Raw genomic sequence first — 26097 nt, forward strand, 5'->3', positions numbered from 1 at the left:
GGGGCGGGGCTCGGTAGGGGCGAGGCTCAGTAGGGCCAAGTCCAGTTCCGGATCTCCGGGGCGTCCTCGCCGTGGTCCCGGGTGTAGGTCCGGGCCGCGAGCCGCGCGTCGATCATCTGCTGCCGGACGTGCGCGGCGCGGGCGCCCAGGCTCGGTACCCGGTCGATGACGTCCGCCACCAGGTGGAACCGGTCGAGGTTGTTCAGCATGACCATGTCGAACGGGGTGGTGGTCGTCCCCTCCTCGATGTAGCCACGGACATGCAGGTTGTGATGGTTGTGCCGCCGGTAGGTCAGCCGGTGGATCAGCCAGGGATAGCCGTGGTAGGCGAAGATGATCGGCCGGTCGGTGGTGAACAGCGCGTCGAAGCGGGCGTGCGAGATGCCGTGCGGATGTTCCGCCTCGTCCTGCAGGGACATCAGGTCGACGACGTTGACGACGCGCACCTTCAGATCGGGGAAGTGCTGGCGCAGGAGGTCCACCGCGGCGAGGGTCTCCAGGGTCGGGATGTCCCCGGCACAGGCCATCACCACATCCGGCAGCCCGTCGCCGGGCGCGTCGTGGTCGTTGCTGGCCCAGTCCCAGATGCCCAGGCCACGGGTGCAGTGGGCGATCGCCGCCGGCATCGACAGGTAGTTCAACGCCGGCTGCTTGCCGGCCACGATCACGTTGATGTAGTGCCGGCTGCGCAGGCAGTGGTTGCCGACGGAGAGCAGGGTGTTCGCGTCCGGGGGCAGGTACACCCGGACGACCTCGGCCTTCTTGTTCACGACGTGGTCGATGAATCCGGGGTCCTGATGGGAGAAGCCGTTGTGGTCCTGCCGCCACACGTGGCTGGTCAACAGGTAGTTCAACGATGCGATCGGGCGCCGCCACGGGATGTGCCGGGTGGTCTTCAGCCATTTCGCGTGCTGATTGACCATCGAGTCGACGATGTGGATGAACGCCTCGTAGCAGGAGAAGAACCCGTGCCGGCCGGTGAGCAGATAGCCCTCCAGCCAGCCCTGGCACAGATGCTCGGAAAGCACCTCCATGACCCGACCGTCCACGGCCAGGTGCTCGTCCGTCGGTTCCGTCCCGGCGTTCCAGACGCGGTCGGTCACCTCGAAGAGCGCACCCAGCCGATTGGAGGCGGTCTCATCCGGGCCCATCACCCGGAAGGTGCTCGGATTGGCGGCCACCACGTCCCGTAGGAACGCGCCCAGGATCCGGGTCGGCTCGGCGAGGGTGGTCCCGGGGGCGGTGACGTCGACCGCGTAGTCACGGAAGTCGGGAAGAGTCAGATCACGCAGCAGCTCGCCCCCGTTGGCATGCGGGTTCGCACTCATCCGCCGGGGACCGCGGGGGGCGAGCGCGGCGAGTTCGGCCCGCGGGGCGCCGCCGGCATCGAAGAGCTCCTCCGGCCGGTAGGAGCGCAGCCACGCCTCCAGCTGGGCCAAGTGCCCGGGGTTGTCGTGCAACTGCGCGACGGGCACCTGGTGGGACCGCCACGTGCCCTCGACCGGCAGGCCGTCAACAGTGGCCGGCCCGGTCCACCCCTTGGGGGTCCGCAGCACGATCATCGGCCAGGTGGGGCGCTCGGTGCGGCCGTGGCGGCGGGCCCGGTCCTGGATCTCGTGGATCTCGCCGACGGCGGCGTCCAGGACGCCCGCCATCCGCTGGTGCACCGCGGCCGGGTCGTCCCCGACCACGAAGTACGGATGGTACCCGTAGCCACGCAGGAGCGCGGTCAGCTCCTGCTCGGGGATGCGGGCCAGGATCGTCGGATTGGCGATCTTGTAGCCGTTGAGGTGCAGGACCGGCAGCACCGCGCCGTCGCGACCCGGGTCGAGGAACTTGTTGGAGTGCCAGCTCGCCGCGAGCGGGCCCGTCTCGGCCTCCCCGTCCCCCACGACGGCGCAGACCACCAGGTCGGGATTGTCGAAGGCCGCGCCGTAGGCGTGGGTCAGCGCGTAACCGAGCTCGCCGCCCTCATGAATGGACCCGGGAGTCTCCGGCGCGACGTGGCTGGGAATTCCGCCGGGGAAGGAAAACTGCCGGAACAGCCGCCGCATCCCCGCCACATCCCGGCCGATCGAGGGGTAGACCTCGCTGTAGGTGCCTTCCAGGTAGGCGTTCGCCACGATGCCGGGACCGCCGTGACCCGGACCGATGATGTAGATGGCGTTCAGGTCCTTTGCCCGGATCACGCGGTTCAGATGGGCGTAGATGAGGTTCAGGCCGGGAGTCGTGCCCCAGTGCCCGAGCAGGCGCGGTTTGACGTGCTCCGGACGCAGCGGCTCGGTGAGCAGGGGATTGTCGAGCAGGTAGATCTGTCCGACGGACAGATAGTTCGCCGCTCGCCAGTAGGCGTGGATGAGGTCAAGCTCCGCCGGGGACAACGGCCCCGCGGCCGGATCCGCCCCGCTCCGCTCGGCGTCGACGACGCTCGTCATCGGCTGTACTCTTTCTCTTTCTCCCAGTAAATCAATAGACGGCCGGCGGCGGGAAGGTCCGGCGCTCAGCCCTCCCCCACCAGCGGGCTGGAGGCGACCTCGGTGCCGTCATCCAGCGTCGAGATCCGGAAGTCGGCGAACACGTTGGGCGCCACCCGGAGCAGTTCCCGCAGGACGGCGACGGCAAGCCCGCGGATCTCCACGTCGGCATGCTCACTCGCCCGCATCCCGATGAAGTGCCGCCACGCCCGGTAGTTCCCGGTGACCACGATCCGGGTCTCGGTCGCGTTCATCAGCACCGACCGGGCCGCCTGGCGCGCCTGCTTGCGCCGTGAGATGGGCGCGGAAACGTCGGCGAACCGCTTCTCCAGACCTTCCAACAGGCGCCCGTAGGCCTCCAGCGAGGCCGCCGCGGCCTGTTGGAACAGGGCGTGCAGCTCCGGATCGGCCGCGATGACCTCCGGTTCCACCACGGCGGCGTCCCGCTCGGGGACGTAGCGCTGGGAGAGCTGGCTGTAGGAGAAGTGCCGGTGCCGGACCAGCTCATGGGTGAGGCTGCGCGACACCCCGGTGAGATAGAGCGATACGGTCCCGTGCTCGAGCACGGACAGATGCCCGACGTCGAGAATGTGCCGTAGGTAGCCGGCGTTGGTCGCGGTCGCCGGATTCGGCTTGTTCCAGCTCTGGTAGCAGGCCCGCCCGGCGAACTCGGCGAGGGCCTGACCGCCGTCGGCGTCGGTGCTCCAGGCCACGTCGTCCGGGGGGATGAACTCGGTCTTGGCGATCACCTGGACCCGAAGCCGCACGGACGTCGGTTCGGACGTCGGTTCGGACGTCGGCTGCGACACTGCCACCTCCATCATCCATCATCTGGACGCGGGACCCGTTGCCCGGTCGCTGGCGGACTCCGCCCACGATAGACGGCGCCCATCCGCCGGGGCGCGGGGACCTCACCCGGCGGCGGCATGCACCCGGACGCCAGGCCTGCAATCACCCGACCGGGCCAGCAATCGCCCAACCGGGATCGTGTCGGCATCCACTTACCCGTCCGGTCACCCGATCGACGCGCGGGGATTGGCAGTCACGACCCGCGTGGTACACCGGAGGTGGACGCCTCGTCAGTCCCCAGCGACGAGGAGTCGCAGTGCCCGCCCTCACGGCGTGGCATGGCGCGGCCGGGGATCTCCGCCCCCGTCAATCCCCGGCCGCCCGGCCACGTCACGACGGACAGCCTCCCGGCGATGGCGCGGCGGCACGCCCGCCGCGCGCATCGGACCGCGGGCTGCGCACGNCCCCCGGGCCCGCCGGTCAGCCCGCGGACGGGGTCCAGGTCGCCGGGTCCGCCGCGGACTGGTCCCCGGTGGCCATGTTCTTCACCTCGTGCGCCCGGCCATCGTCGAAGGGCGGGAACCAGACGAATCCGATGCCCTTGCGGGAGGCGTAGCGGACCTGCCTGGCCACCTTGTCCGGCTGGTGGTAGGTCTCCACCCGCAGCCCCCGGGTGCGCAGCTCGGCGGCCGTCGCGAGGGCGGCGGCGCGGCGCGGCGCGGCGGGGATCACGACCAGCACGTCGGCGGGGCTGGACGGCCCGGNGGNGAGCAGGCCCTCGGCCAGGAGCTTGGCGAAGATGCGGGTGAGGCCGATCGAGATCCCGACGCCGGGGAGGTTGCGGCGGATGAAGGAGCCGGCAAGGTTGTCGTACCGCCCCCCCGAGCAGATGCTGCCGAAGTCCGGCCAGTCGACGAACTTCGCCTCGTAGACGGTCCCGGTGTAGTAGTCGAGACCGCGGGCGATCGAGAGGTCCGCGACCACGTCGCCGGCGGGCAGGTCGGCGAGATCGCCGAGAACCGCGGCGAGCTCGTCGAGCCCCTCGGAGAGCAGGTCCGATTTCACCCCGAGCCGGCGTACCTCCTCGACGACGCCGGGATCGCAGCCCCGAATGCCCGTGAGCTCCAGGCAGGCGCGCACCTGGTCCGGGTCGAGCCCGACCGCGGTGGTCAGCAGCCCCTCCACCCCCGCGAGGCCGATCTTGTCGAGCTTGTCGGCGACCCGGATGACGGCCAGCGGATCGCCGATGCCCAGACCCTCGTAGAAGCCCTGGAGCACCTTGCGATTGTTGATGTTGAGGGTCCAGGGCGGAACGCCGAGGGTGCCCAGGACCTCGTGCACGATGCGGGGAAGTTCCGCGTCGAAGTGCAGGGGCACCTGATCAACGTTGATCACGTCGATGTCGCACNGGGTGANCNCGNGGAAGCGNCCCTCCNGAGGNCNCNCCCCCCGCCACACCCGCTGGATCTGGTAGCGCTTGAACGGGAACACGAGGTCGTTGAAGTGGGCGGCCACGTACCGCGCGAAAGGCACTGTGAGGTCGAAGTGCAGGCCGAGGCGGGCGCTGTCGTCGTCGGCGTCGGCCTGCAGGCGGCGTAGCATGTAGACCTCCTGGGAGGTCTCCCCCTTCGCGGTCAGCACCTCGAGCGCCTCGACCGAGGGGGTCTCCACCGAGCAGAAGCCGTACCGCTCGAACGTCGCTCGGATGGTGTCGAGCCAGCGCTGCTCGACGAGACGGACCTCGGGCAGCCACTCGGGAAATCCGCTCACGGGCAGGGGACGGACGATCGGCGCGTCACTCATCGCCGCGGAATCTCCTCATCATCTCGAACGGACGGGCACCTGCCGCCCCGGGCACGGTCAACCGCGAAGCCGGGTGGCAGTCACCGATGTCGAGCGAGGAGACGCATAAGCAGCAGCCTATCGCGTGGGGCTCGTTGACCTCACAGCCGGAGAGCGATTCCACGGCGGGGATGGGGCCCGTTCCACCGGGCCCCATCCCGTCGATCACACCGGGTGCCCCGCGCGCGCCTCGACCTCCGCGAGCCGCGCACCCGTCTCGCCGCACTGCTCGACCGGCGCCGGCGGCGCTCCGTCCCCCCGGTGCCGCTGCTCCGGCAACGAGCTCGGGATGACGCCGGTCGGCCGGCCGGGGGCCAGGTAGACCCATCCGGCCTGGCGCCACTGGTCGGCGTCGAGCGCGTGCCGGGCGTCCACCACGACCTTGCGCCGGACCACGGCCCCGAGCCGGGCCGGGTCCAGGTCGGCGAACTGGCGCCACTCGGTGAGCAGGACCAGCGCGTCGGCCCCCTCGACCACGGCCTCGACGGAGTCGCTGTAGGCGAGGCCGGGCAGGGCCTGCCGGGCGTTGTGCGTCGCGACCGGATCCACGACCGTCACCCCGGCGCCGGTCTCGGCCANTAGCCCCGCGACCGCGAGCGCCGGGGAGTCCCGCACGTCGTCGGAGTTGGGCTTGAACGCGGCGCCCAGCACGACGAGGCGCCGGCCGACCAGCGTGCCGTCGAGGGCCGCGGTGACCAGGTCCACCACACGGTCCCGGCGACGATTGTTGATCTCGTCGATCTCACGCAGGAAACGCAGCGCCGCACCGNCCCCGAGCTCGTCTGCGCGGGCCTGGAAGGCCCGGATGTCCTTGGGTAGGCAGCCNCCCCCGANCCCCNCCCCCGGACGCAGGAAGTTCCCGCCGATGCGCACGTCGTGGGACAGCGCCTCGGCCAGCGTCAGGACATCGGCATCGACCGCCTCGCACACCTCCGCCATCGCGTTGATGAAGGAGATCTTCGTCGCGAGAAAGGAGTTGGCCGCCGTCTTCACCAGCTCGGCCGTCGCGTAGTCGGTCACGATGACCGGCACCCCCTGGGCGATCACCGGCGCGAAAGCGGCCCGCAGCGCTCCCTCCGCAGCCGGGGAGGCGACACCGAAGACGAGCCGGTCCGGTCGCAGGGTGTCGGCCACCGCGAAGCCCTCCCGGAGGAACTCCGGGTTCCAGGCCAGCTGGACGCCGGCGAGATCGCTGGAGATGTCGGCGGCGGGCTCGTCCACCTCGTCATGGCCCAACCCGTCATGNCCCNCCTCGACGCGGCCCAACCCGTCGGCCCCCGCCGCGCCGGGCGCCGTCTCGCCCGCGACCGGGCGGTTCGCCGGGGCGAGCTGCGCGATCGTCCGGGCGAGCCCCGCAGCCGTGCCGGCCGGCACCGTCGACTTGCCGACCACGAGGCACGGCCGGGTCAGCAGCGGCGCGAGGCGCTCGATGGCGGCGTGCAGGTGGCTCAGGTCCGCCCCGTAACCGTCGGCACGCTGGGGGGTGCCCACACAGACGAAGTGCACGTCGCCGAACTCGGCAATCTCCTCGAAGGAGGTGGTGAAACGCAGCCGTCCGGTCCGGAGGTTCGCGCGCAGGAGGTCGGCGAGGTCGGGCTCGAAGAACGGGATCTCCCCCGCGGACAACCGCTCGATCTTCGAATGGTCGACGTCCACGGCGAGCACCTCGAAGCCAAGCTCCGCCATGCACACCGCGTGGGTGGCCCCCAGGTACCCGGTGCCGATGACGGTCAGGCGTGGACGAGGCCCGGTTCCGGGCGCCGCCGCATCATCAAGGCTGTCCGACGAGCTCATCAGGCTCCTCCTCATCGTCGTACCCCNCTGGATTGAGACGCTGAAACTCCCAGGCGTCCCGGCACATGTCCGCGACATCCCGGCGGGCTGACCAGCCGAGTGCCGTACGGGCGAGCGCCGCGTCGGCGACCAGGGCGGCGACGTCCCCCGGCCGCCTCGCCACGACGCGACTGGGGAGATCACGAGCGCAGGCCGCGGAGAAGGCCGCGAGCAGTTCCCGCACGGAGGTGCCAGCGCCGGTCCCGAGGTTGATGACCCGATGTCCCGCCTGGTCATCGAGATGATCGAGAGCGAGTCGATGGCCCTCCGCCAGGTCGACCACGTGGATGTAGTCGCGTACGCCCGTGCCGTCGGGCGTGGGGTAGTCGTCGCCGAAGATGGACAGCTCCGGGCGCCGGGCGACCGCCACCTGGGCCAGGTAGGGCATGACGTTGTTCGGCACCCCACGGGGATCCTCGCCGAGCAGGCCCGACTCGTGCGCCCCGGCGGGGTTGAAGTATCGCAGGGACGTCACGTGCCAGGACGGATCCCGGGCGCAGAGGTCGGCGAGGATCTGCTCGCACATCCATTTGGTGCGCGCGTAGGGATTGGTCGGGCGGGCCGGCGTGTCCTCGGCGNTCGGTACCTTGTCCGCCGCTCCGTAGATTGCGCACGAGGACGAGAAGACCAGCCGGCGCACGCCGTGCTCCGCCATCACGCGGACCAGACCCAACGTCGCGTTGACGTTCGTGTCGTAGTACTCCAGCGGGATGTCGACCGACTCGCCGACGGCTTTGAGAGCGGCGAAGTGAATAACGGAATCGATCTTCCATCGGCGGAACACGTCACCGAGCGCCGCCCGGTCACGGACATCGAGCCGCACGAAGTCGATGTCGCCGTCCACCACCTTACGCAGCCTGTCCAGCACCCGCGGTGAGCTGTTGACGAAGTTGTCCACTCCCACTACCCGATGACCCGCGGCGAGCAGGTCCACCCAGGTATGAGAGCCGATGAACCCCGTCGCCCCGGTCACCAGGACCGTCTCGGCTCGACTCGTCGACGTCATAGCTCGGTTATCCACTTCTTCGGTGATCAACTGAAACAACTCGTCACCGGTGCTCCACACCGGCCCGGAACAACCGATCCCGGCAGCAGGATCAACCCGACGGCGGCTAGGATCCGTACCACGGCCACGGCCACGGCCACGGCCACGGCCACGGCCACGGCCACGGCCACGGCCACCGCCCTTCGGCTGGACCGCGCGGTCCCGACCGTTCGGGCAGCGAACACCGCGATGGGCACGGGCACACCCGGGGCGACGGACATCGGGCACAGCAGAACATAACCCCCAGGTCGGTGCATCGCCGACCTGGTAGCGGCCGCGGCGATCCCGGTGAACCAGACGATCGGCGCGAGCAGGAGCCCCGGTCCGGTCACAGCGCCAGCGTCGGGTAGTGCACGGCCGGTGGCAAGAACCGCGCGCACGGCACCCGGGACCGGCGGCCCACGTCCCGGAAGAAGATGTCCGGGAGGTGGCGTGGCCACGGGAACTCTCGGGTCACCATTGCNGCGGACGTCCCGGGCCCGTCGCCGTTCGCCCACGCATCGGCGGCGAGGGCCCCGCCTCGGCCTGAGCGCGCACGGCAGGTAGGTGGCGCTGACATCCTCGGCGGGTTGCGGACCAATGCCACCGATCTCACGTAACGCGGCGGTGCACACGGCGTGGCGCCGGCCATCACGAACCCTCCCCCCGCAAACAGAAAGTCACGTTCCCCGCGCGGCCACGTTCCTGGAAAGCCACGTCCCCGGAAAGCTCGGTGGCGGGGCGGGACACCTGTGACGCCGGTCAAGCGACCTGACGGCTCTCCGCGAGCTGGCCGGCGAACCAGGAGATCGTCCGGGTGAGCCCGTCGTGCAGGCTCGTCTTCGGTTCCCAGCCCAGGAGGGTCCGGGCGAGGGTGATGTCGGGTTGACGCACCGAGGGGTCGTCCTGGGGCCGCGGGACGAAGGTGATCGGCGCCGTCGATCCGCACAGGTCACGGACGAGCACCGCGGTGTCGAGGATCGACATCTCGTGCGGGTTCCCAATGTTCACGGGCCCGGGCAGGTCCGAGTGCAGAAGTCGGACGATGCCGTCGATCAGGTCGTCGACGTAACAGATGGACCGGGTCTGGGTTCCGTCACCGGCGACCGTGATGGGCTCGCCCCGCAGCGCCTGGGAGATGAAGGCGGGAATGGCGCGACCGTCATCGACCCGCATCCGCGGGCCGTAGGTGTTGAAGATGCNGACAATACCGGTGTCGACACCGTGCTTGCGCCGATAGGCCATGGTCACCGCCTCGGAGAAGCGCTTGGCCTCGTCGTACACACTGCGCGGGCCGACCGGGTTCACGTTGCCCCAGTAGCCTTCCGGCTGGGGATTGACCTGTGGATCGCCGTAGGACTCCGAGGTCGAGGCGAGCAGGAACCGAGCATTCTTCTGCCGCGCCAGGCCAAGGGCGTGGAAGGTACCGAGCGAGCCGACCTTGAGCGTTTCGATCGGCAGCTCGTAGTAATCCACCGGAGATGCCGGGGACGCAAAGTGCAACACGGCGTCGACCGGACCAGAAACATAAATGAAATCATTCACATCCCGGTTGACCAGGCGGAAACGTGGGTCGGCGAGCAGATGCTCCACATNCTCCGGCCGGCCGGTGATGAAGTTGTCGAAACAGATGACCTCGTAGCCGCCGCCCAGTAGGCGTTCACAGAGATGACTGCCCAGAAAACCGGCGCCGCCGGTCACTATCGCACGCACGTCGTGTGCTCCCGGATCTGGAATACAGAGGACCCCGGAGAGTGCCCGTCGATCGCTGTCCGGAGTCCGGCGACGACGGGCGTCCTCCCTTGAGCCATGCGAAGGAGGCGGCGCATCCGATCAGATCGCGCCGCGAGGCCAGGTTGGAGGATCGGGGGAAACGGACATCAAATGATCGGAGATCAGAGGATCAGTAGCTGCTCACCCGCCGGAGCACTCAGCATGGACACTGCCGGACCGATCTCGAATGGCCGCAGGACACGAACACCGCACTACCCCCCAGTAGTCTGATGGCCGACAACGCCGACCCTCTGCGGCATCGTACACNGGTCATCGACGCGTTAAGTACGCGGCCCGGCCCAGTCTCCCTCCTAGCCACGTCGATACGATATAACCACCCGTCACCGATGGCGCCCGACTCCCTACGGGAGATGTCAATGGCCGTCCCGGAGCCGCCTGCATTGGATGAGCAATTCACCGCCAGGGGACGGAGCACGGTCACCCGCGGGAGTGCCGCTCAAGGACGATCGCGTGACGCATCGCGGCGCGTCCCCGGCGGGTGTCCCCGGCATCTCCATAGGAGACCGCGAGCCGGTACCAGCGACGCCATTCACCCGGCGCCGCCTCGACCTCCGCCCGACGCTGGGCGAACGCGGCGTCGGCCGAGGCGCGGTCGATCCGGCCCGACGGCCGGCGCACGAGAACCGGCTCGTCGGCACGGGCGCCGGGGTCGAAGCCGCGGGCGGTGCCGGACTCGACGTCAGCCGTCGCATCCGCGGCTACGTCGAACATCCGGGCAAGCCGCTCGGTGTCGCGGCCGAAACGCAGCTCACGCAGGATGACGACGGCGCCGATCATCGGAAGCAGCACGACACCGAGACCGAGTCCACGGGCCGCCCAGCGATCGTCGCCGAGCAACTGGATTCCCCGCCACCCGATCAGCCCGAGGTAGAAGCCACACGCCGCGACGAGCACGGCCACCAGCCACCGGGCCCTCACCTGGACGCCCCACCGGATGCCGACGCCACCGGGCCGTCCGGATCCAGCCGGATCCGCGCCCCGGGTGCCGCCAAGGTCGCCACGACCGGCATCCGCCGCTTGACCAGGGAGCACACGTCGTCGGGGCGCGCCCGGGCCAGGCAGCTGAACGTCGTACCAAGATCGATACCAAAGACGCTACGGGTACCCGCCGGGAAACGACGGTCAACGTGTCCGACCACATCCGGAAACCTATCTTTCGCGGCCCGTGGTGGCAGCAGACACCTGCCCCAAGATGCCCGCGGCGCTAGTCCAGGTCGAGCAGCGACTCCAGACCGACCGTGAGTCCCGGTCGCTCGCCGACCTTCCGCACGCTTAGCAGCACCCCCGGCATGAACGAGGTGCGGTCGTAGGAATCGTGTCGCAGGGTGAGGGTCTCCCCGGCGCCCCCGAGCAGGACCTCCTGATGCGCGACGAGCCCGGCGAGGCGGACGGCATGCACCGGCACGCCATCGACCCGGGCGCCGCGGGCACCGTCGAGGGCGGCGGTTGTCGCGTCCGGGCCGGCCACCGGCAACCCGGCGGTGGTACGCGCCGCGCCGACCAGCTGCGCGGTACGCCGGGCGGTGCCGCTCGGCGCGTCGGCCTTGCCGGGATGGTGCAACTCGATGATCTCCACCGAGTCGAAGAACCGGGCGGCCCGGGCGGCGAACGTCATCATCAGCACGGCGGCTACCCCGAAGTTCGGCGCGACGAGCACCCCGACCCCCGGTGCCGCGGCCAGCCAGCCACGCAGGGTCGCGAGCCGCGGCTCGTCGAAGCCGGTGGTGCCGACGACGACGTGCTTGCCGGCCTGGACGCACCAGCGGAGGTTGTCCATCACCGCGTCGGGGGTGGTGAAGTCGACGACGACGTCGGCCGCGGCGAGCGCACCACGGTCATCGCCGGTGCCGAGGGCCGCGACCAGCGCCAGGTCGGCGGCGGCCTCGACGGCGGCACACACCGTCGACCCCATCCGTCCCCGTGCACCGAGCACCCCCACCGCTGTCCCGGTTACCGGGACAGCGCCGGTTACCGGGACAGCGCCGGTTACCGGGCGGGACTCGGAGTCGGACATCGGTGAACCTCTCGGGACGAGAGTCGCTAACGGGCGACGGCGGCGCTGAAGTCGTGGTCGTCGAAGGGTCCGATGACGCCCAGGGCCCAGGACTGGTCCAGCAGCTCCCGCGCGATCGCGGTGACATCGTCGAGGGTGACCGCGTCCACCCGGGCGATGATCTCGTCGACCGACAGGACCTCACCGTGGACGAGCTCGCTCTTGCCGAGGCGGCTCATCCGGGATCCGGTGTCCTCCAAGCCGAGGATCATCGAGCCGCGGTTCTGCCCACGGGCCCGGTCGAGTTCCTCGGCACTGATCCCGTGCTCGGCGATCTGGCGTACCTGCTCACGGGCGAGCTCGAGGACCACGTCGGCACGCTTGGGGGCGCATCCGGCATAGACGCCGAACAGGCCCGCGTCGGCGAAGTGGGAGGCGAACGAGCCCACCGAGTACGCCAGCCCCCGCTTCTCCCGGATCTCCTGGAACAGCCGCGAGCTCATCCCACCGCCCAGCGCCGTCGACAGCACGCCGAGCGTGTAACGGCGCGGATCGTGCCGGGACAGTCCCCTGGTGCCGAGCACGAGATGCGCCTGCTCGGTCGGCCGGTCGGTCACGACGATGCCGGGCGGCGGCGGGTAGTCGTACGATCCGCCACGCACCTCGAACGGCTCGGCGCTCACCGTCAGACGGTCGGCNAACGCCTCGGCGACCAGCGCCAGCGCCCGGTNGTGCGCCAGGTTGCCGGCGATGGAGACCACCATCGCCGGCGGGACGTACCGGGAGCGGTAGTAGTCCGCGATGGTCTCCCGGCCCAGCCCCTCGATCGACTCGGTCGTCCCGAGCACCGGGCGGCCGAGTACCGACGACCCGAGCATCGCCGCCGCGAATACGTCATGGACGAGGTCACCCGGGTCGTCCTCGTACATGGCGATCTCCTCCAGGATCACGCCACGCTCGGCCTCGACGTCGTCGGCTGTCACCAGCGAGTTGGTGACCATGTCGGCGATGACGTTGACGGCCATCGCGAGATCGGAGTCGAGCACCCGCACGTAGTAGCAGGTGTACTCCTTGCCGGTGAAGGCGTTGATGNCCCCGCCGACCGCCTCGACCGACGCGCTGATAGTCAACGCGTCCCGGCTGGGCGTGCCCTTGAACAGCAGGTGCTCCAGGTAGTGGGAGCATCCGGCGGTCACCGGCGTCTCGTCGCGCGAGCCCACCGCGACCCAGACGCCGATCGCGACCGAGCGCACCCCGGGGACCCGCTCGGTGATGACCCGCAGACCGCCGGGGAGCACGGTGCGGCGCGCCGTGCCGTCCAGCAACGATTCGCCACTGACTCCGCCAGCAGCGAGCAGGTGCGCGGCCCGGGCGCCGGGAACCGGCTTGTTCCGCGGCGCGCCGGCGGTCCCCGCTGAGCAGGTCAGGTCGGGCGTGGGAGTGTCGGACACGACGGGCCGTCAGGAGGCGGCGGCCGCCGCGTCGGCGGCTTCGGCGCTCGGGGACAGGCTGATCTTCCCGCGGCTGTCGATCTCGGTGATCTCGACCTGGAGCTTCTGGCCCACCGTCAGGACGTCCTCCACCTTCTCTACCCGCTTACCGCCGGAGAGTGTCTTGAGCTTGCTGACGTGGAGCAGGCCGTCCCGGCCCGGGGTGAGCGAGACGAAGGCCCCAAAATTGGTGATCTTCACAATCGTCCCCAGATAACGCTCGCCGACCTCGGGCATCTGCGGGTTGGCGATCGCGTTGATCGCCGACCGGGCGGACTCCGCCGACGGACCGTCCACCGCGCCGATGTAGATCGTCCCGTCGTCCTCGACGGTGATCTCGGCACCGCTGTCCGCCTGGATCTGGTTGATCATCTTACCCTTGGGTCCGATGACCTCCCCGATCTTGTCCACCGGGATCTTGACGGAGATGACCCGCGGGGCGTGAGCGGNCATCTCGTCCGGGCTGCCGATGGCCTCGGCCATCACGTCGAGGATCGCGAGCCGCGCCCCGCGCGCCTGCTGGAGCGCCGCGGCGAGGACCGAGGCCGGGATGCCGTCGAGCTTGGTGTCGAGCTGGAGCGCGGTGACGAAGTCCCGGGTGCCGGCGACCTTGAAGTCCATGTCCCCGTAGGCGTCCTCGGCCCCGAGGATGTCGGTCAGGGTGACGTAGGAGTCGTCGGCGTGGATGAGGCCCATCGCGATCCCGGCGACCGGCGCCTTGAGCGGTACCCCGGCGTTGAGCAGCGACAGGGTGCTCGCGCACACCGAGCCCATGCTCGTTGACCCGTTCGAACCCAGCGCCTCGGATACCTGCCGGATCGCGTAGGGGAACTCCTCGCGGCTGGGCAGCACCGGGAGCAGGGCCCGCTCGGCGAGTGCCCCGTGGCCGATCTCTCGGCGCTTCGGCGAACCGACGCGGCCGGTCTCGCCGGTGGAGTACGGCGGGAAGTTGTAGTTGTGCATGTACCGCTTGGTGCGGTCGGGGTTGAGCGTGTCGACCGTCTGCTCCATGCGCAGCATGGCCAAGGTCGTGACGCCGAGGATCTGCGTCTCGCCCCGCTCGAACAGCGCCGAGCCGTGTACCCGCGGGATGTAGTCGACCTCGGCCGACAGCGCGCGGATCTCGGTTGTCGAGCGACCGTCGATGCGCACGCTCTCGGTCACGATGCGGGAGCGGACGAGCTTCTTGGTCAGCGCCCGGTAGGCGGCGCCGATCTCTTTCTCTCGCCCCTCGAACTGGGAGGCCACCTTCTCGGCCGCGAGCTGGCGGACCCGGTCGAGCTCGTTCTCGCGCTCAGCCTTGCCGGGGATGCGCAGCGCGGCGGACAGCTCGTCGCCGATTGCCGCGGACAGCGCGTCCAGCACGTCGTCGTGATAGTCGATGAAGACGGGGAACTCCCGGGCAGGCTTCGCGGCGAGCGCGGCCAGCTCGCTCTGGGCCCGGCAGAGCTCACGGATGGCGGGCTTCGCCGCCTCGAGGCCCGCGGCCACGACCTCCTCGGTGGGAGCCGGCGCGCCGTGCGCGAGCAGCTCGACCGTGCCCGGGGTCGCCTCGGCCTCCACCATCATGATCGCGACGTCCGAGCCGTCCTCGATCACCCGACCGGCCACGACCATGTCGAAGGTCGCCCGAGCGAGCTCCGCATGGGTCGGGAAGGCGATCCACTCGCCGTCGACGAACCCGACCCGGGTCGCACCGATCGGCCCGGTGAAGGGCAGGCCGGACAGCGTCGTCGACGCGCTGGCCGCGTTGATGGCGACCACGTCGTAAAGGGTGTCGGGATCCAGGGCNAGCACGGTGGCCACGACCTGGATCTCGTTGCGCAGCCCCTTGGCGAACGACGGCCGCAGCGGCCGGTCGATGAGCCGGCAGGTGAGGATCGCGTCCTCGCTGGGGCGGCCCTCCCGCCGGAAGAACGAACCGGGGATGCGCCCGGCCGCGTACATCCGCTCCTCGACATCCACCGTCAGCGGGAAGAAGTCGAGCTGTTCCTTGGGCTGCTTGCTGACCGTCGTCGCCGAGAGCACCATCGTGTCGCCCAGGTAGGCGACGGCGGAGCCGGCGGCCTGCTTGGCGAGACGTCCGGTCTCGAACCGAACCGTCCGGTCTCCGGCCGGGGTCGCGATGACCGCTTCGGCCGCATGTGTCGAGTCGTCCACTCGAACCACTCCATCCTCTTCCTCGGCCGGATCCACGCGGCCGAGCCTCTTCTACGGCCGGGTCCACGCCAACGAGGATGCCGGTGCTCAGTCGAAGTCCCCGGGTCCGGTGCCCGTACCCATCCCGGCGACCACGACCGAGGACCGGCGGCTCGCACCACCACGGACCCGGCCAGGTCCTCCACACCGCCGAGCGGACGACTCCGCCGACGGCTCGACGCATTCGGTACCTACCCCCGATGCGTCAGAGGGAGCGTCCCACCCGGGCCGCTCCCCCTCTTCGCGCTACCGCCGTAGCCCGAGTCGCTCGATCAGAGCGCGGTATCGGTTGATATCCGTCTTCGCCAGGTAGTTCAGCAGCCGTCGGCGACGGCCGACGAGCAGCAGCAGACCGCGGCGGCTGTGGTGATCGTGCTTATGCACCTTGAGATGCTCGGTCAGGTCACTGATCCGACGGGTCAGCATCGCGACCTGCACCTCGGGCGAGCCCGTGTCCCGCTCGACGGTGGCGTAATCGGACATGATCTTCTGCTTGACGTCGCTCGCGAGCGGCACGCTCCACCTTCTCCTTCTGTTTCGGGACGGCGCGCGTCCGGGGTCTTCCCCACCCGGATCGATCACCGGACCTCGGCATCATCGCCGTCCGGTCCGGACACACCGCACCCGCCTGACCGGGAAGCCTATCAACCCGAGGAGAGCCGCTCGGCCACCGGCGGAGTTCAGCCGAGTTCAGCCGAGTTCAGACGAGCAGGGTTGCCGCGCGGGTGGCCTCCACATCCGCGGCCATCTGGGTGACGAGCTCGGCCACCGAGTCGAAGCGCAGGGTCGGACGCAGCCGATGGGTGAACTCGTAGGCCATGTACTCGCCGTAGAGATCCTCGTCGAAGTCCAGGAGAAACGCTTCGACGCGCCGGTCGCGTCCCNCGAACGTCGGATTCGTACCGATCGAGATGGCGGCGGGCTGGCGGCGGCCGGACCAGCAGGCGAAGCCCGCGTACACGCCGTCCGCCGGAACGGCGGCCCACGGCGTCACCTGGATGTTCGCCGTAGGATAGCCGATGGTGCGGCCACGCGCGTCGCCGTGCACGACGACACCCTCGACCCGATGCGGCCGGTCCAGCGCGGCCGCCGCAGCCGCCACGTCGCCCTCGGCCACCCGGGCACGGATCGCCGTCGAGGAGAGCACCTGCTCGCCGGAGCGGACGAGACGGACCCCGTCAACCTCGAATCCCTCCCGGGCGCCCGCCTCCGACAGCGTCGCGAGCGTCCCGGCGGCCCGGTGACCGTAGGTGAAGTTCTCCCCCACCACGACCACGCTCGCCCGCAGCCGCTCGACCAGTATCCCGTGCACGAAGTCAGCCGGGGAGACCCGACTGAACTCCAGCGTGAACGGCTCGACGCAGAGCGCGTCCACCCCGGTCCCGGCCAACAGCTCGGCCTTGAAACGCAGCGTCGTGAGCAGGGCGGGATGGCTGCCGGGTCGCAGCACCTCACCGGGATGCGGGTCGAAGGTCAACACCAGCGAACGCTCACCGCGTTCCCGCGCCAGCCGGACCGCCCGGCCGATGATCTGCCGGTGCCCGAGGTGCACCCCGTCGAAGAAGCCAATCGTGACGACCCCGCCCCGCCACTGGACAGGCGTGTTCTCCGCCCCTCGCCACGTTTGCACGTGCGAAGCCTAGGACATTCTCGTGGGGCGCTGTCGGGCCACCGAACCCCGGCCGGGGCCGCCGGACTAGACCGGGGCGAAGACGACGAGCGACCGGACCGCATGCTCGGTCTCCTCGACCAGGGCCAGCACGGTCCCGTCGGGACCGAAGACGCCGTACGTACCCGGCCGTCCCACCGGGGGCAACCGTCGGCCATGGGACACGTCCGCTGCCGCCTCCGCCGTCACGTCGCGGCGCAGGAAGCCGGCCGCGACCGCGTCGGTCAGCGATGTGACCGCCCGCGGCCCCAGCTCGGCGAACGTGTCGAGAGTCACTGCGCCCGCCAGGTCGAAGGGACCAACGGCGGTGCGCCGCAGGGCGGTCAGATGCGCCCCGCAGTCCAACGCCGCCCCGAGATCACGGGCGAGCGCCCGCACGTATGTTCCACTGGAGCAACCGACCGTGACCTCCAAATCGGTTCCGGCCGGGTCCACCGCCCCGTCGCCCGCGGCCCGCCGCGCCAGCAGGTCGAAGCGGTGGACCGTCACCCGGCGTGGGGCGAGATCGACCACCTCGCCGGCCCGGACCCTGGCGTACGCGCGTACCCCGCCCACCTTGACCGCGCTCACGCTGGCAGGAACCTGGTCGAGCACCCCGGTAAGGGCGGCCATGGCCCGCGTGAGCCGGTCGGCGTCGACGTCCACCGGACGGTCCTCGACCGGCGCGCCCTCGGCGTCGTCGGTCGTGGTAGTCCGGCCGAGCCGGATCGTGGCGTCGTACACCTTGTCGGTGAGGGCGAGATGTCCGAGCAGGCGGGTTCCCCGGCCGGCTCCCAGCACCAGCACGCCCGTCGCCATCGGATCGAGGGTGCCCGCGTGGCCGATCCGACGCTGCCCGAGAATGCGCCGCGCCCTGGCGACGACATCGTGCGACGTCCAGCCGGCCGGCTTGTCCACGACGACGAGCCCGTCGACCTGTGGCCCGGGACTGGGACCGGGACCGGATCCCCGGCGGGATGCGGCTCCCCCCGGCCGCGCGGATCCCCGGGTGGATCCCCCCCGGGTGCTCACCGCGGGCTCCGGACCGCGTTCCTCGGGCCACCCGGGCCGCGCGGATTCTCCGGAGTCCCCGGGCCCCCCAGGCGCGGAGCCCGCGCCAGCGCGTCCCGAAGCACGTCCATCAACTCGTCGAGCGTCGTCCCGCAGGAGAATCCGGCGGCGAAGCGATGGCCGCCACCACCGAGAGCCGTACAGACCGCGCCGACGTCAACGTCCCCCTTGGAACGGACCGAGACCTTCCAGACGTCACCATCCTGCTTGCAGACAAGGGCGACCTCTGCCTCCGACACGGTGCGCACCGTGTCGATGAGCCCCTCGATCTCGTCGTACTCCAGTCCCGCGGCGCGCAGATCGGCCTGGCTGCACCAGGACCAGACGAGGTCGTACTCGGGCTCCAGCCGGACGCGGCCGAGAACCTCCCCGAGTAGCTTGAGATAGCCGAAGCGGTGGGTGTCCCACAGGGCACGGCTGATCAGGTCGGGACGGATGCCCGTGGCCACCAGCCGGGCGGCCAGCTGGTGCACCGCCGGTGTCGTCGCGGCGAAACGGAACGATCCCGTGTCGGTTACCAGACCGGTGTAGATCGCTGTCGCGATGTCCCGGTCGAGCCGCACGCCCAGGGCATCGACGAGGTCGATGACCATGGCGCTGGTCGAGGCCGCCTCGGGGTCGACCAGATTGAGATCGCCGAACCGGGTGTTGGAGGCATGGTGGTCGACGACCAGGACCCGGCAACCGGCCGTGGTGCTGGCGAGCCTGCCCAGCCGGGACCGGCTGCCGGCGTCCAGGGTCACCACGAGACCCGGCCGGCCGGTGACGGCCTCGGGGGCCACCAACAGATCCTGACCGGCGAGGAAACGAAGCACCCGGGGAACGACGAAGGGATCCGCGTCGAAGGACACCCGCGGCCTTCCGCCCAGCGACCGCAGCGCGAGCCCCAGCGCCAACGCCGATCCGAGACTGTCCCCGTCGGGGTTCACGTGGGCGATCAGCAGGATGTCGTCACCGGCGTCGATCGCGCCGGTCAGTGCGGTCACCGCGGCCTGGAAATCACCGGTCGGACCGGCACCGTCCGGGCGGGAGCGGTTGACCGACGCCGCCGGCGGGCCCGCGAGATCGGTCGCATCGCTCATCGTCAGTTCCCATCGCAGCTGTCTCGTGCCTGTCACCGCGGTGTCCCGGGCCCGTACCCCGTCATCCCTCCTGCCGGGCCGTCCCGCCGTACTCGTCCACCTCGCTCAGCTCATCCACCTCGCTCAGCTCATCCACCTCGCCGGCGGCGGGGCGCGGCCGGCGGTAGGGATCGTCGTCGCCCGCCGGGCGAGCATCCCGACGGACCTCGGCCAGATACGCGTCGCGTTCCCGGGCAACGCTGATCAACTTCTCCAGATGCTGGGCGTCGTCGGGAAGTCGGTCATGAACGAAGGTGAGCGTCGGGGTCACCTTCACCCCCGTGGCCCGGCCGACCTGGCTGCGCAGCAGCCCCCGGGCGGATTCGAGCGCCTGGGCCGACGCCTGCCGCGCCGTCTCATCGCCGTAGACGGTGTAGAAGACCGTCGCGTCGACCAGATCCGGCGTCAGCCGCACATCCGTGACGGTCACCATGCCGAGTCGAGGATCCTTGACGCCACGCTCCAGCGTGGACGCCACAACCTCGCGGATACGCACGGCCAGCCGCCGTGCCCGGGCCGGATCAGCCACCGTCCACCTCCTCGTTCGCCGGTCCCGCCGGCGGCACGCTCACCGCGGCAGATGCACCGGGTGCGTGCGGTTCACCGGGTGCATGCGGTTCGTCGTCCGCGTCGTCCGCCGAAAAGTAGCGCGCCCGCGCGGCGAGGACCTCGACGTCCGGTCGCTGGGCCACCAGATGCTCGCAGGAACAGAGGACCTCGACGCAGTGCGCCCGGTCCGCGGCGACGACCGCCATCCCGATCTCGGCTCGCCGGTGCAGATCATGATGGCCGGTCTCGGCCACGCTGAGGGCGAAACGGCGACGCAGCTCCGCCACGATCGGCCGCACCACCGACCGTTTCTCCTTCAACGAGTGCACGTCACCGAGCAGCAGATCAAGGCTGAGGGTTCCGATCCACATGGTCGTCTCCCGCCGCCGGGCACACACCGCCGGTGACGATCGGGCAGACAGCTCGATCGTCACCGGCCGCGGACGTGCTCAGGCGCGGGGAACCTCCCGTTGCTCGAACGTCTCGATCACGTCATCGATCTTGATGTCGTTGAACGACCCGAGACCGATACCGCACTCGTAGCCCTCGCGGACCTCCGTCGCGTCGTCCTTGAAACGCTTGAGCGACTCGACCGTGAGGTTGTCGGCCACGACGACGCCGTCGCGGATGAGCCTGGCCTTGGTGTTCCGCCGGATGACGCCGGAACGGACCAGAGAGCCGGCCACGTTGCCGATCCGCGGCACGCGGAAGACCTCGCGGACCTCGGCGGTACCGAGCTGCGCTTCCTCGTAGACGGGCTTGAGCATGCCCTTCAGGGCGTTCTCGATGTCCTCGATAGCCTGGTAGATCACCGAGTAGTACCGGACCTCGACGCCCTCACGGTCGGCCAGCTCCGTCGCCTTGCCCTGCGGCCGGACGTTGAAGCCGATGATGATCGCGTCGGACGCCGACGCCAGCATCACGTTGGTCTCAGTGATCGCGCCGACCCCACGGTCGATGATCCGCAGACCGACCTCGTCACCGACATCGATCTTGAGCAAGGCGTCCTCGAGCGCCTCGACCGAACCGGACACATCGCCCTTGAGGATGAGGTTGAGCTGGGTCNTCTCGCCCTCCTTCATCCGCTCGAGGATCGTCTCCAGCGTCGGACGGCCCCGGCTCAGCGCCAGCTCCGCGTTACGCTCGCGGGCCTGACGCCGTTCGGCGATCTGACGGGCCACCCGGTCCTCGGGCACCACCAGGAAGTTGTCNCCCGCGTCGGGAACGCTGGTGAACCCCAGGACCTGGACGGGTCGGGCCGGGCCCGCCTCGACCACCTGACCACCGTGTTCGTCGAGCATCGCCCGAACCCGACCGAACGCCTCGCCGGCGACGACCGAGTCACCGACCCTCAGCGTGCCGCGCTGGACCAGCACGGTCGCCACCGGACCCCGGCCCCGGTCGAGCCGACCTTCGATGGCGACACCCTGCGCCTCGACCTCGGTCGGAGCCCGCAGGNCCAGGGATGCGTCGGCGGTCAGGACGATCGCCTCGAGCAGGCCGTCGATGTTCGTCCGGTTGCGGGCGGAGACGTCAACGAACATCGTGTCGCCGCCGTACTCCTCCGCCACCAGGCCGTACTCGGTGAGCTGACCCCGCACCTTGGCCGGGTCGGCGCCCTCCTTGTCGACCTTGTTGACCGCCACCACGACCGGGACGCCGGCCGCCTGGGCGTGGTTCAGCGCCTCGATGGTCTGCGGCTTCACCCCGTCGTCGGCGGCCACGACCAGGACCACGATGTCCGTCACCTGCGCACCGCGGGCCCGCATGGCCGTGAAGGTCTCGTGGCCCGGAGTGTCGATGAAGGTGATCGGACGCTCGTCGCCGTCGACCTTGGCCCGCACCTGGTAGGCACCGATGTGCTGGGTGATACCACCGGCCTCGCCCCCGACCACGTCGGTGGAGCGGATGGCGTCCAGCAGTTTCGTCTTACCATGATCGACGTGACCCATGACGGTCACGACCGGCGGCCGGGAGCTGAGCTCGACGTCGTCGCCGTACTCCCCGCCGAAGGAGAGGTCGAAGCTCTCGAGAAGCTCCTTGTCCTCGTCCTCCGGGCTGACGATCTGGACCTCGTAGCCGAGCGTGACACCCAACAGCTGCAGCGTCTCGTCGGTGCAGGACTGGGTCGCGGTCACCATCTCGCCGAGCTGGGTGAACACGACCTGGACCAGAGCGCCCGGGTTCGCGTCGATCTTGTCGGCGAAATCGGCCAGCGAGGCGCCACGGGGAAGCCGGATGGCCTGCCCGTTGCCGCGGGGCACCATCGCGCCCATGCGCGGCGCTTCGAGCCCGCTCTCCCATTCCTGCCGCTTCGCGCGCTTGGACTTGCGCTGGCGACCGGGGCGACCACGGCCACCGGGGCCGAAGGCGCCCGCCGTGGTCCCACCGCGGCCACGGCCGCCGGCCGCGGGACGACCGGGCGCACCGCCACCGCCGCCACCACCACCGGGACGACCGGGCGCACCACCACCGCCGCCACCACCACCGGGACGACCGGGCGCACCCCCCCGCCCGGCGAATCCGCCGGGACGCGGACCGCCGCCACCGCCGGGACGACCGGGCGCGCCACCACCGCCGGGACGACCGGGCGCGCCACCACCGCCGGGACGACCGGGCGCGCCACCACCGCCCGGGCGTCCGGGAGGGCCACCGGCGGGCCGAGGCTGGAACATGTTCGCGTTGGGGCGCGGCCCCCCGGTGCCACCTGGGCGGGGCGGCATGCCGCCCCCCGCTCCTGACCGTGGACCGCCGGGACGTGGTGGCATCCCGCCGGGAGTGGGCCGTGGACCACCGGCACCGGTGCCACCGGGGCGCGGTCCACCCGGCCGGGGGGTACCTGGCCGGGGGGTACCCGACCGCGGGGCGCTGGGCCGGGGAGTGGGCGTCGATGGCGGACCCGACTGCCCGGCCGACGGACGCGGCCCAGCGGACGGACGCGGCCCAGCGGACGGCGTCGTGTAGGGGTTGTTACCGGGCGCAGCCGACCGGGGTCCGGGACGCGGCCCGGGCCGGGGGCCGCCTGCGGTCGGACCGCCAGCGGTCGGACCGCCAGCGGTGGGACCCGAGGGAGGAACCGGGGTGCCGGGACGCGGACGGCCACCGCCCTGCGGGGCACCGGGACGCGGAGCGTTCGGCCCGGGTCGCGGCCCGGAGGGAGCGGACGGCACGGACGGCATCGGCGGCGCGGGCACGGCGGAGGCCGCGGCCGGACGGGGAGCGGCGGGTGCAGACGTCGGCGAAGCCTGCACCGGGGAGGCCTGCACCGGCGAAGCCTGCACCGGGGAGGCCGGTAGCGGCGGGGACGCGGGCGAGGGGGACGGCGCCGGGGTCGCCGGACCGGGCCGGCCGAGGGGACCAGGCCGCCCGGGAACCGGGCGCGGACCGGGCCGAGGCGCCAGACCAGGACGGGACGGCGGGGTCGGACGAGCGCCGCCACCCGGCGGTCCCGGACGGCTGGTGGCCCGGCCCGGGGAAGTGGGTGCGCCGTCGGCGGGGAACGCTTCCTTCAATTTGCGGACGACGGGTGCCTCGACAGTGGACGAAGCGGACTTCACGAACTCGCCGAGATCCTTGAGCTTGGCGAGCACGGTCTTACTGTCGACNCCAAGCTCCTTGGCGAGCTCGTGTACGCGGGCCTTTCCTGCCACGGTGCTCCTTCGTTCGNCCCGCGGTCCGTGCCCGCGTGACCTCGTTACCTGCCGGTCGTGATCATGGCTGGGTGCTCATTGAGCGGTCATCGCTGTCTCGACCTGCTTCCCTGTCGACGTCTGTTGGCGCCGCCTGTGGGAGCGGATGCCGCTGGCGCGGGTACCCACTCCGTCTGACCCGGCCGGCCCGCTGCCGCGGTCCGCCCGTTCCATCCATCCATCTTTACCTGGTATCTCCCTGTGCCTGGCACGACTACGGCGGACCGCTCCCGGAGGGACCGGCTACCGCGGGCGAAACCGCTCCAGATACAGCCTGACCTGCTTCGACCCGAGCGGGCCTGACACCCGCAGTGCTCGTGAGAACGCCTTGCGACGCTCCGCGAGATCGAGGCACGCAAGATCAGGATGCACGTGCGCACCCCGACCACGCATCCGACGACGAGCATCCGGCAGAAGCTCGCCGCCTTCTACGACGATACGCAGTAGGTCAGAACTCGACGCACGGCTTCGGCATCCGACACAGGTACGGACGGGCTCCGCACGACGCGCCATCGTAAGTCTATCCCGCCTGGCCCCGAGAANGGCCACCCGCGGCAGGTGATCGCCGCGGCACCGTAGCTGGTCCCGATCGTCGGGGCGCTCCAGCGGAGTCCCGTTCGGATCCGCTCCCACCGCCCTCGCCGGAGTCCTCGGTGTCAGAGTGGATGTCGATGCGCCACCCCGTCAGCCGGGCGGCGAGGCGGGCGTTCTGCCCCTCACGCCCGATGGCCAACGACAGCTGGTAATCGGGCACCACCACCCGCGCCGAGCGGCTCGCCGGATCCGTCACCTCGACCCGGGCCACCCGGGCCGGAGACAGCGCGCTCCCGACGAAGGTTGCCGGGTCGGCCGACCAGTCAACGATATCGATCTTCTCGCCCCGCAGTTCGGCCATGACGGCACGCACCCGGCTGCCCATCGGCCCGATGCACGCGCCCTTGGGGTTGACCCCGGCCACCCGGGACCGCACCGCTATCTTGCTGCGATGCCCGGCCTCGCGGGCGATCGCGGCGAGTTCCACGGTGCCGTCGGCGACCTCGGGCACCTCCAGCCGGAACAGCCCCTTCACCAGCTCGGGATGGGTGCGGGACAACGTCACCGTGGGTCCGTGCGGCCCCCGCGCGACGTGCACCACATAACACTTGATTCGGTCGCCGTGCTCAAGCCGCTCGCCGGGGACCTGCTCGGCCGGCGGCAGGACACCCTCGACGGTGCCGAGATTGACGAGCACGACCCTGGAGCCGGCCCGCTGTTCGTGATGTTGCACCACACCGGAAACGATCTCGTGCTCCCGGTCGGCGTACTGGCCGTAGGTGACCTCCTGCTGGGCCTCGCGCAGCCGCTGCATGATCACCTGTTTGGCGGTCATGGTCGCGATCCGCCCGAAGTCCGCCGGGGTGTCGTCGTACTCCCGGCTGGTGCCGTCCGGGCCCTGTTCCCGGGCAAGGACGGAGACATCTCCGGTCGTCCGGTCGATCACCACCCGGGCGTCCTGCGCGGACCCGGCCGTGTGGTGATAAGCCGTCAGCAGGGCCGTCTCCATCGCCTGCACCAAGGTGTCAAAGGCAATGTCCTTCTCCCGCTCGATTCCGCGCAGCGCGGCCACGTCGAGCTTCACCGGGTCATCTCCTTACCGGCCGCGCCCCGGGGGCCGGCCTCCCGGCCGTCGTCATTGGATTCCCTCCCCGGCGCCGCCGGAAGATCGTCGTCCGGCTCTCCGTACCCGAGATCGGCTGTCTCGCCGGGTTCCACCAACACGGCGGACAAAGACGGCGTCTCCACCGACTCGATAGAAAGATCATCATACGCCTCGGCCGAGAACTCGACCTCGACGGTAGCCCGGGCCACCTGTGCGAAGGTCACCCGCGCGAGCCGCCGACGCGGGGGGCGTCCGGGCCGCGCGGGATCCGTCGCCACCGCCAGATCCGCCCCCGATTCGTCGGCGGACAGGACACGCCCGGCGAGGACGATGCCGTCTCGATCACGTACCGTGACAAGCCTGCCGATCGCGCGGCGCCAGTGCCGAGGCTCGGTCAGCGGCCGTTCGACGCCCGGTGAGGTGACCTCGAGAACATAAGGCCCGGCGACCAGGCCCTGGCCGTCGGTCTCGGCGGCGTCAAGCAGCTCGGAGGCGAGCCGGCTGGCGTCCGCGACCGCGTCCAGGTCGACTCCTCCGTCGCGGTCCACCACCACCCGCACCACGCTGCGCGATCCGGCCCGTGTGACCGTCACATCCTCGAGATCGAAGCCCGCGTCGGCGAGGCCAGCCGCCAGCCGAGCCCGCAGCGCCGTCCGAACGCCGCCGCGCCCGCGGGCCGATCCGGATGGGCTCCGGTCNCGCGCGCGGCCGGCCNCCCCCGCCCCTACCACTTCGACCGTCCCTTCCCGCATCCGCGATGCCTGATCATCCGCCGAACCCACGACGTCGCTCCCCACGCCGTAGGCCGGCCGCTACGTTGTCATCCCCCGGGGGCGATACCCAGGTTCGGCCGGCGCCATCAAGCCGTGCGACCCTCGTCGACCCGACCCGCGGCACCGTCGAACAGCGAGGACCGACCGCCGACGGTCCCGCCGGGCTGGG

Annotated in this window: 22 protein-coding genes; all 22 read right to left on the reverse strand. The window is 70.7% G+C overall.

What is annotated here, in order from left to right:
* Positions 1-26 precede the first annotated feature (26 nt).
* The 22 genes from CED_RS14225 to rimP all read right to left on the reverse strand — a co-directional run bounded on the left by CED_RS14225 (position 27) and on the right by rimP (position 25748).
* Positions 27-2435 (reverse strand): phosphoketolase, encoded by a 2409-nt coding sequence (locus tag CED_RS14225; RefSeq protein ID WP_011437922.1) that lies wholly within the window; start codon positions 2433-2435, stop codon positions 27-29.
* 65 nt (positions 2436-2500) lie between these two features.
* Positions 2501-3298, reverse strand: a complete 798-nt coding sequence (gene thyX, locus CED_RS14230) for an FAD-dependent thymidylate synthase (protein ID WP_011437923.1) — start codon at positions 3296-3298, stop codon at positions 2501-2503.
* 445 nt (positions 3299-3743) lie between these two features.
* On the reverse strand, positions 3744-5066 hold the full coding sequence (hisS, locus tag CED_RS14235; RefSeq protein ID WP_035911377.1) for a histidine--tRNA ligase: 1323 nt from the start codon (positions 5064-5066) through the stop codon (positions 3744-3746).
* 204 nt (positions 5067-5270) lie between these two features.
* Positions 5271-6899 carry a UDP-glucose/GDP-mannose dehydrogenase family protein gene (locus CED_RS14240; RefSeq protein ID WP_051868830.1) on the reverse strand — a complete coding sequence of 543 codons (1629 nt, stop codon included), beginning with the start codon at positions 6897-6899 and terminating at the stop codon, positions 5271-5273.
* On the reverse strand, positions 6877-7944 hold the full coding sequence (galE, locus tag CED_RS14245; protein ID WP_035911380.1) for a UDP-glucose 4-epimerase GalE: 1068 nt from the start codon (positions 7942-7944) through the stop codon (positions 6877-6879). Before galE ends, CED_RS14240 begins: the two co-directional genes overlap by 23 nt.
* Before the next feature lie 26 nt (positions 7945-7970).
* On the reverse strand, positions 7971-8315 hold the full coding sequence (locus CED_RS14250; RefSeq protein ID WP_035911383.1) for a hypothetical protein: 345 nt from the start codon (positions 8313-8315) through the stop codon (positions 7971-7973).
* 409 nt (positions 8316-8724) lie between these two features.
* Positions 8725-9675: a UDP-glucuronic acid decarboxylase family protein gene (locus CED_RS14255; RefSeq protein ID WP_035911386.1), complete on the reverse strand. Its 951-nt coding sequence runs from the start codon at positions 9673-9675 to the stop codon at positions 8725-8727.
* A gap of 498 nt (positions 9676-10173) precedes the next feature.
* Entirely contained in the window at positions 10174-10674 is a 501-nt protein-coding gene (locus tag CED_RS14260; protein ID WP_011437928.1) for a hypothetical protein, read from the reverse strand.
* On the reverse strand, positions 10671-10895 hold the full coding sequence (locus CED_RS14265; protein ID WP_023840213.1) for a hypothetical protein: 225 nt from the start codon (positions 10893-10895) through the stop codon (positions 10671-10673). Before CED_RS14265 ends, CED_RS14260 begins: the two co-directional genes overlap by 4 nt.
* 65 nt (positions 10896-10960) lie before the next feature.
* A complete protein-coding gene (gene dapB, locus CED_RS14270; RefSeq protein ID WP_035911389.1) occupies positions 10961-11695 on the reverse strand; it encodes a 4-hydroxy-tetrahydrodipicolinate reductase in 735 nt (244 codons plus the stop codon).
* Positions 11696-11796: 101 nt separating this feature from the next.
* The gene (locus CED_RS14275; protein ID WP_035911392.1) at positions 11797-13200 is read right to left on the reverse strand and encodes a pitrilysin family protein; all 1404 of its coding nucleotides are present in this window, start codon (positions 13198-13200) and stop codon (positions 11797-11799) included.
* Positions 13201-13209: 9 nt separating this feature from the next.
* Complete coding sequence (locus CED_RS14280) at positions 13210-15399, reverse strand: polyribonucleotide nucleotidyltransferase (RefSeq protein ID WP_035911395.1); 2190 nt, start codon at positions 15397-15399, stop codon at positions 13210-13212.
* A gap of 285 nt (positions 15400-15684) precedes the next feature.
* The gene (gene rpsO, locus CED_RS14285) at positions 15685-15954 is read right to left on the reverse strand and encodes a 30S ribosomal protein S15 (RefSeq protein WP_011437932.1); all 270 of its coding nucleotides are present in this window, start codon (positions 15952-15954) and stop codon (positions 15685-15687) included.
* Positions 15955-16138: 184 nt separating this feature from the next.
* The gene (locus CED_RS14290; protein WP_035911396.1) at positions 16139-17068 is read right to left on the reverse strand and encodes a bifunctional riboflavin kinase/FAD synthetase; all 930 of its coding nucleotides are present in this window, start codon (positions 17066-17068) and stop codon (positions 16139-16141) included.
* 66 nt (positions 17069-17134) lie between these two features.
* Positions 17135-18118, reverse strand: a complete 984-nt coding sequence (gene truB / locus CED_RS14295) for a tRNA pseudouridine(55) synthase TruB (RefSeq protein ID WP_011437934.1) — start codon at positions 18116-18118, stop codon at positions 17135-17137.
* The gene (locus tag CED_RS14300; RefSeq protein WP_049760984.1) at positions 18115-19239 is read right to left on the reverse strand and encodes a bifunctional oligoribonuclease/PAP phosphatase NrnA; all 1125 of its coding nucleotides are present in this window, start codon (positions 19237-19239) and stop codon (positions 18115-18117) included. Before CED_RS14300 ends, truB begins: the two co-directional genes overlap by 4 nt.
* Positions 19240-19300: 61 nt before the next feature.
* Positions 19301-19807 (reverse strand): 30S ribosome-binding factor RbfA, encoded by a 507-nt coding sequence (gene rbfA / locus CED_RS14305; RefSeq protein ID WP_011437936.1) that lies wholly within the window; start codon positions 19805-19807, stop codon positions 19301-19303.
* Positions 19800-20198, reverse strand: a complete 399-nt coding sequence (locus CED_RS14310) for a DUF503 domain-containing protein (protein ID WP_011437937.1) — start codon at positions 20196-20198, stop codon at positions 19800-19802. The genes rbfA and CED_RS14310 overlap by 8 nt, the downstream gene beginning before the upstream one ends.
* A gap of 78 nt (positions 20199-20276) precedes the next feature.
* Complete coding sequence (gene infB / locus CED_RS14315; protein ID WP_035911399.1) at positions 20277-23477, reverse strand: translation initiation factor IF-2; 3201 nt, start codon at positions 23475-23477, stop codon at positions 20277-20279.
* A gap of 282 nt (positions 23478-23759) precedes the next feature.
* Positions 23760-24029 (reverse strand): YlxR family protein, encoded by a 270-nt coding sequence (locus CED_RS22740; protein ID WP_011437939.1) that lies wholly within the window; start codon positions 24027-24029, stop codon positions 23760-23762.
* 7 nt (positions 24030-24036) lie between these two features.
* Positions 24037-25134 (reverse strand): transcription termination factor NusA, encoded by a 1098-nt coding sequence (nusA, locus tag CED_RS14320; protein WP_035911401.1) that lies wholly within the window; start codon positions 25132-25134, stop codon positions 24037-24039.
* Entirely contained in the window at positions 25131-25748 is a 618-nt protein-coding gene (gene rimP, locus CED_RS14325) for a ribosome maturation factor RimP (RefSeq protein WP_369807838.1), read from the reverse strand. Before rimP ends, nusA begins: the two co-directional genes overlap by 4 nt.
* Positions 25749-26097: the final 349 nt, after the last annotated feature.

It is taken from the genome of Frankia sp. CeD (assembly GCF_000732115.1).
GTDB lineage: Bacteria > Actinomycetota > Actinomycetes > Frankiales > Frankiaceae > Frankia > Frankia casuarinae.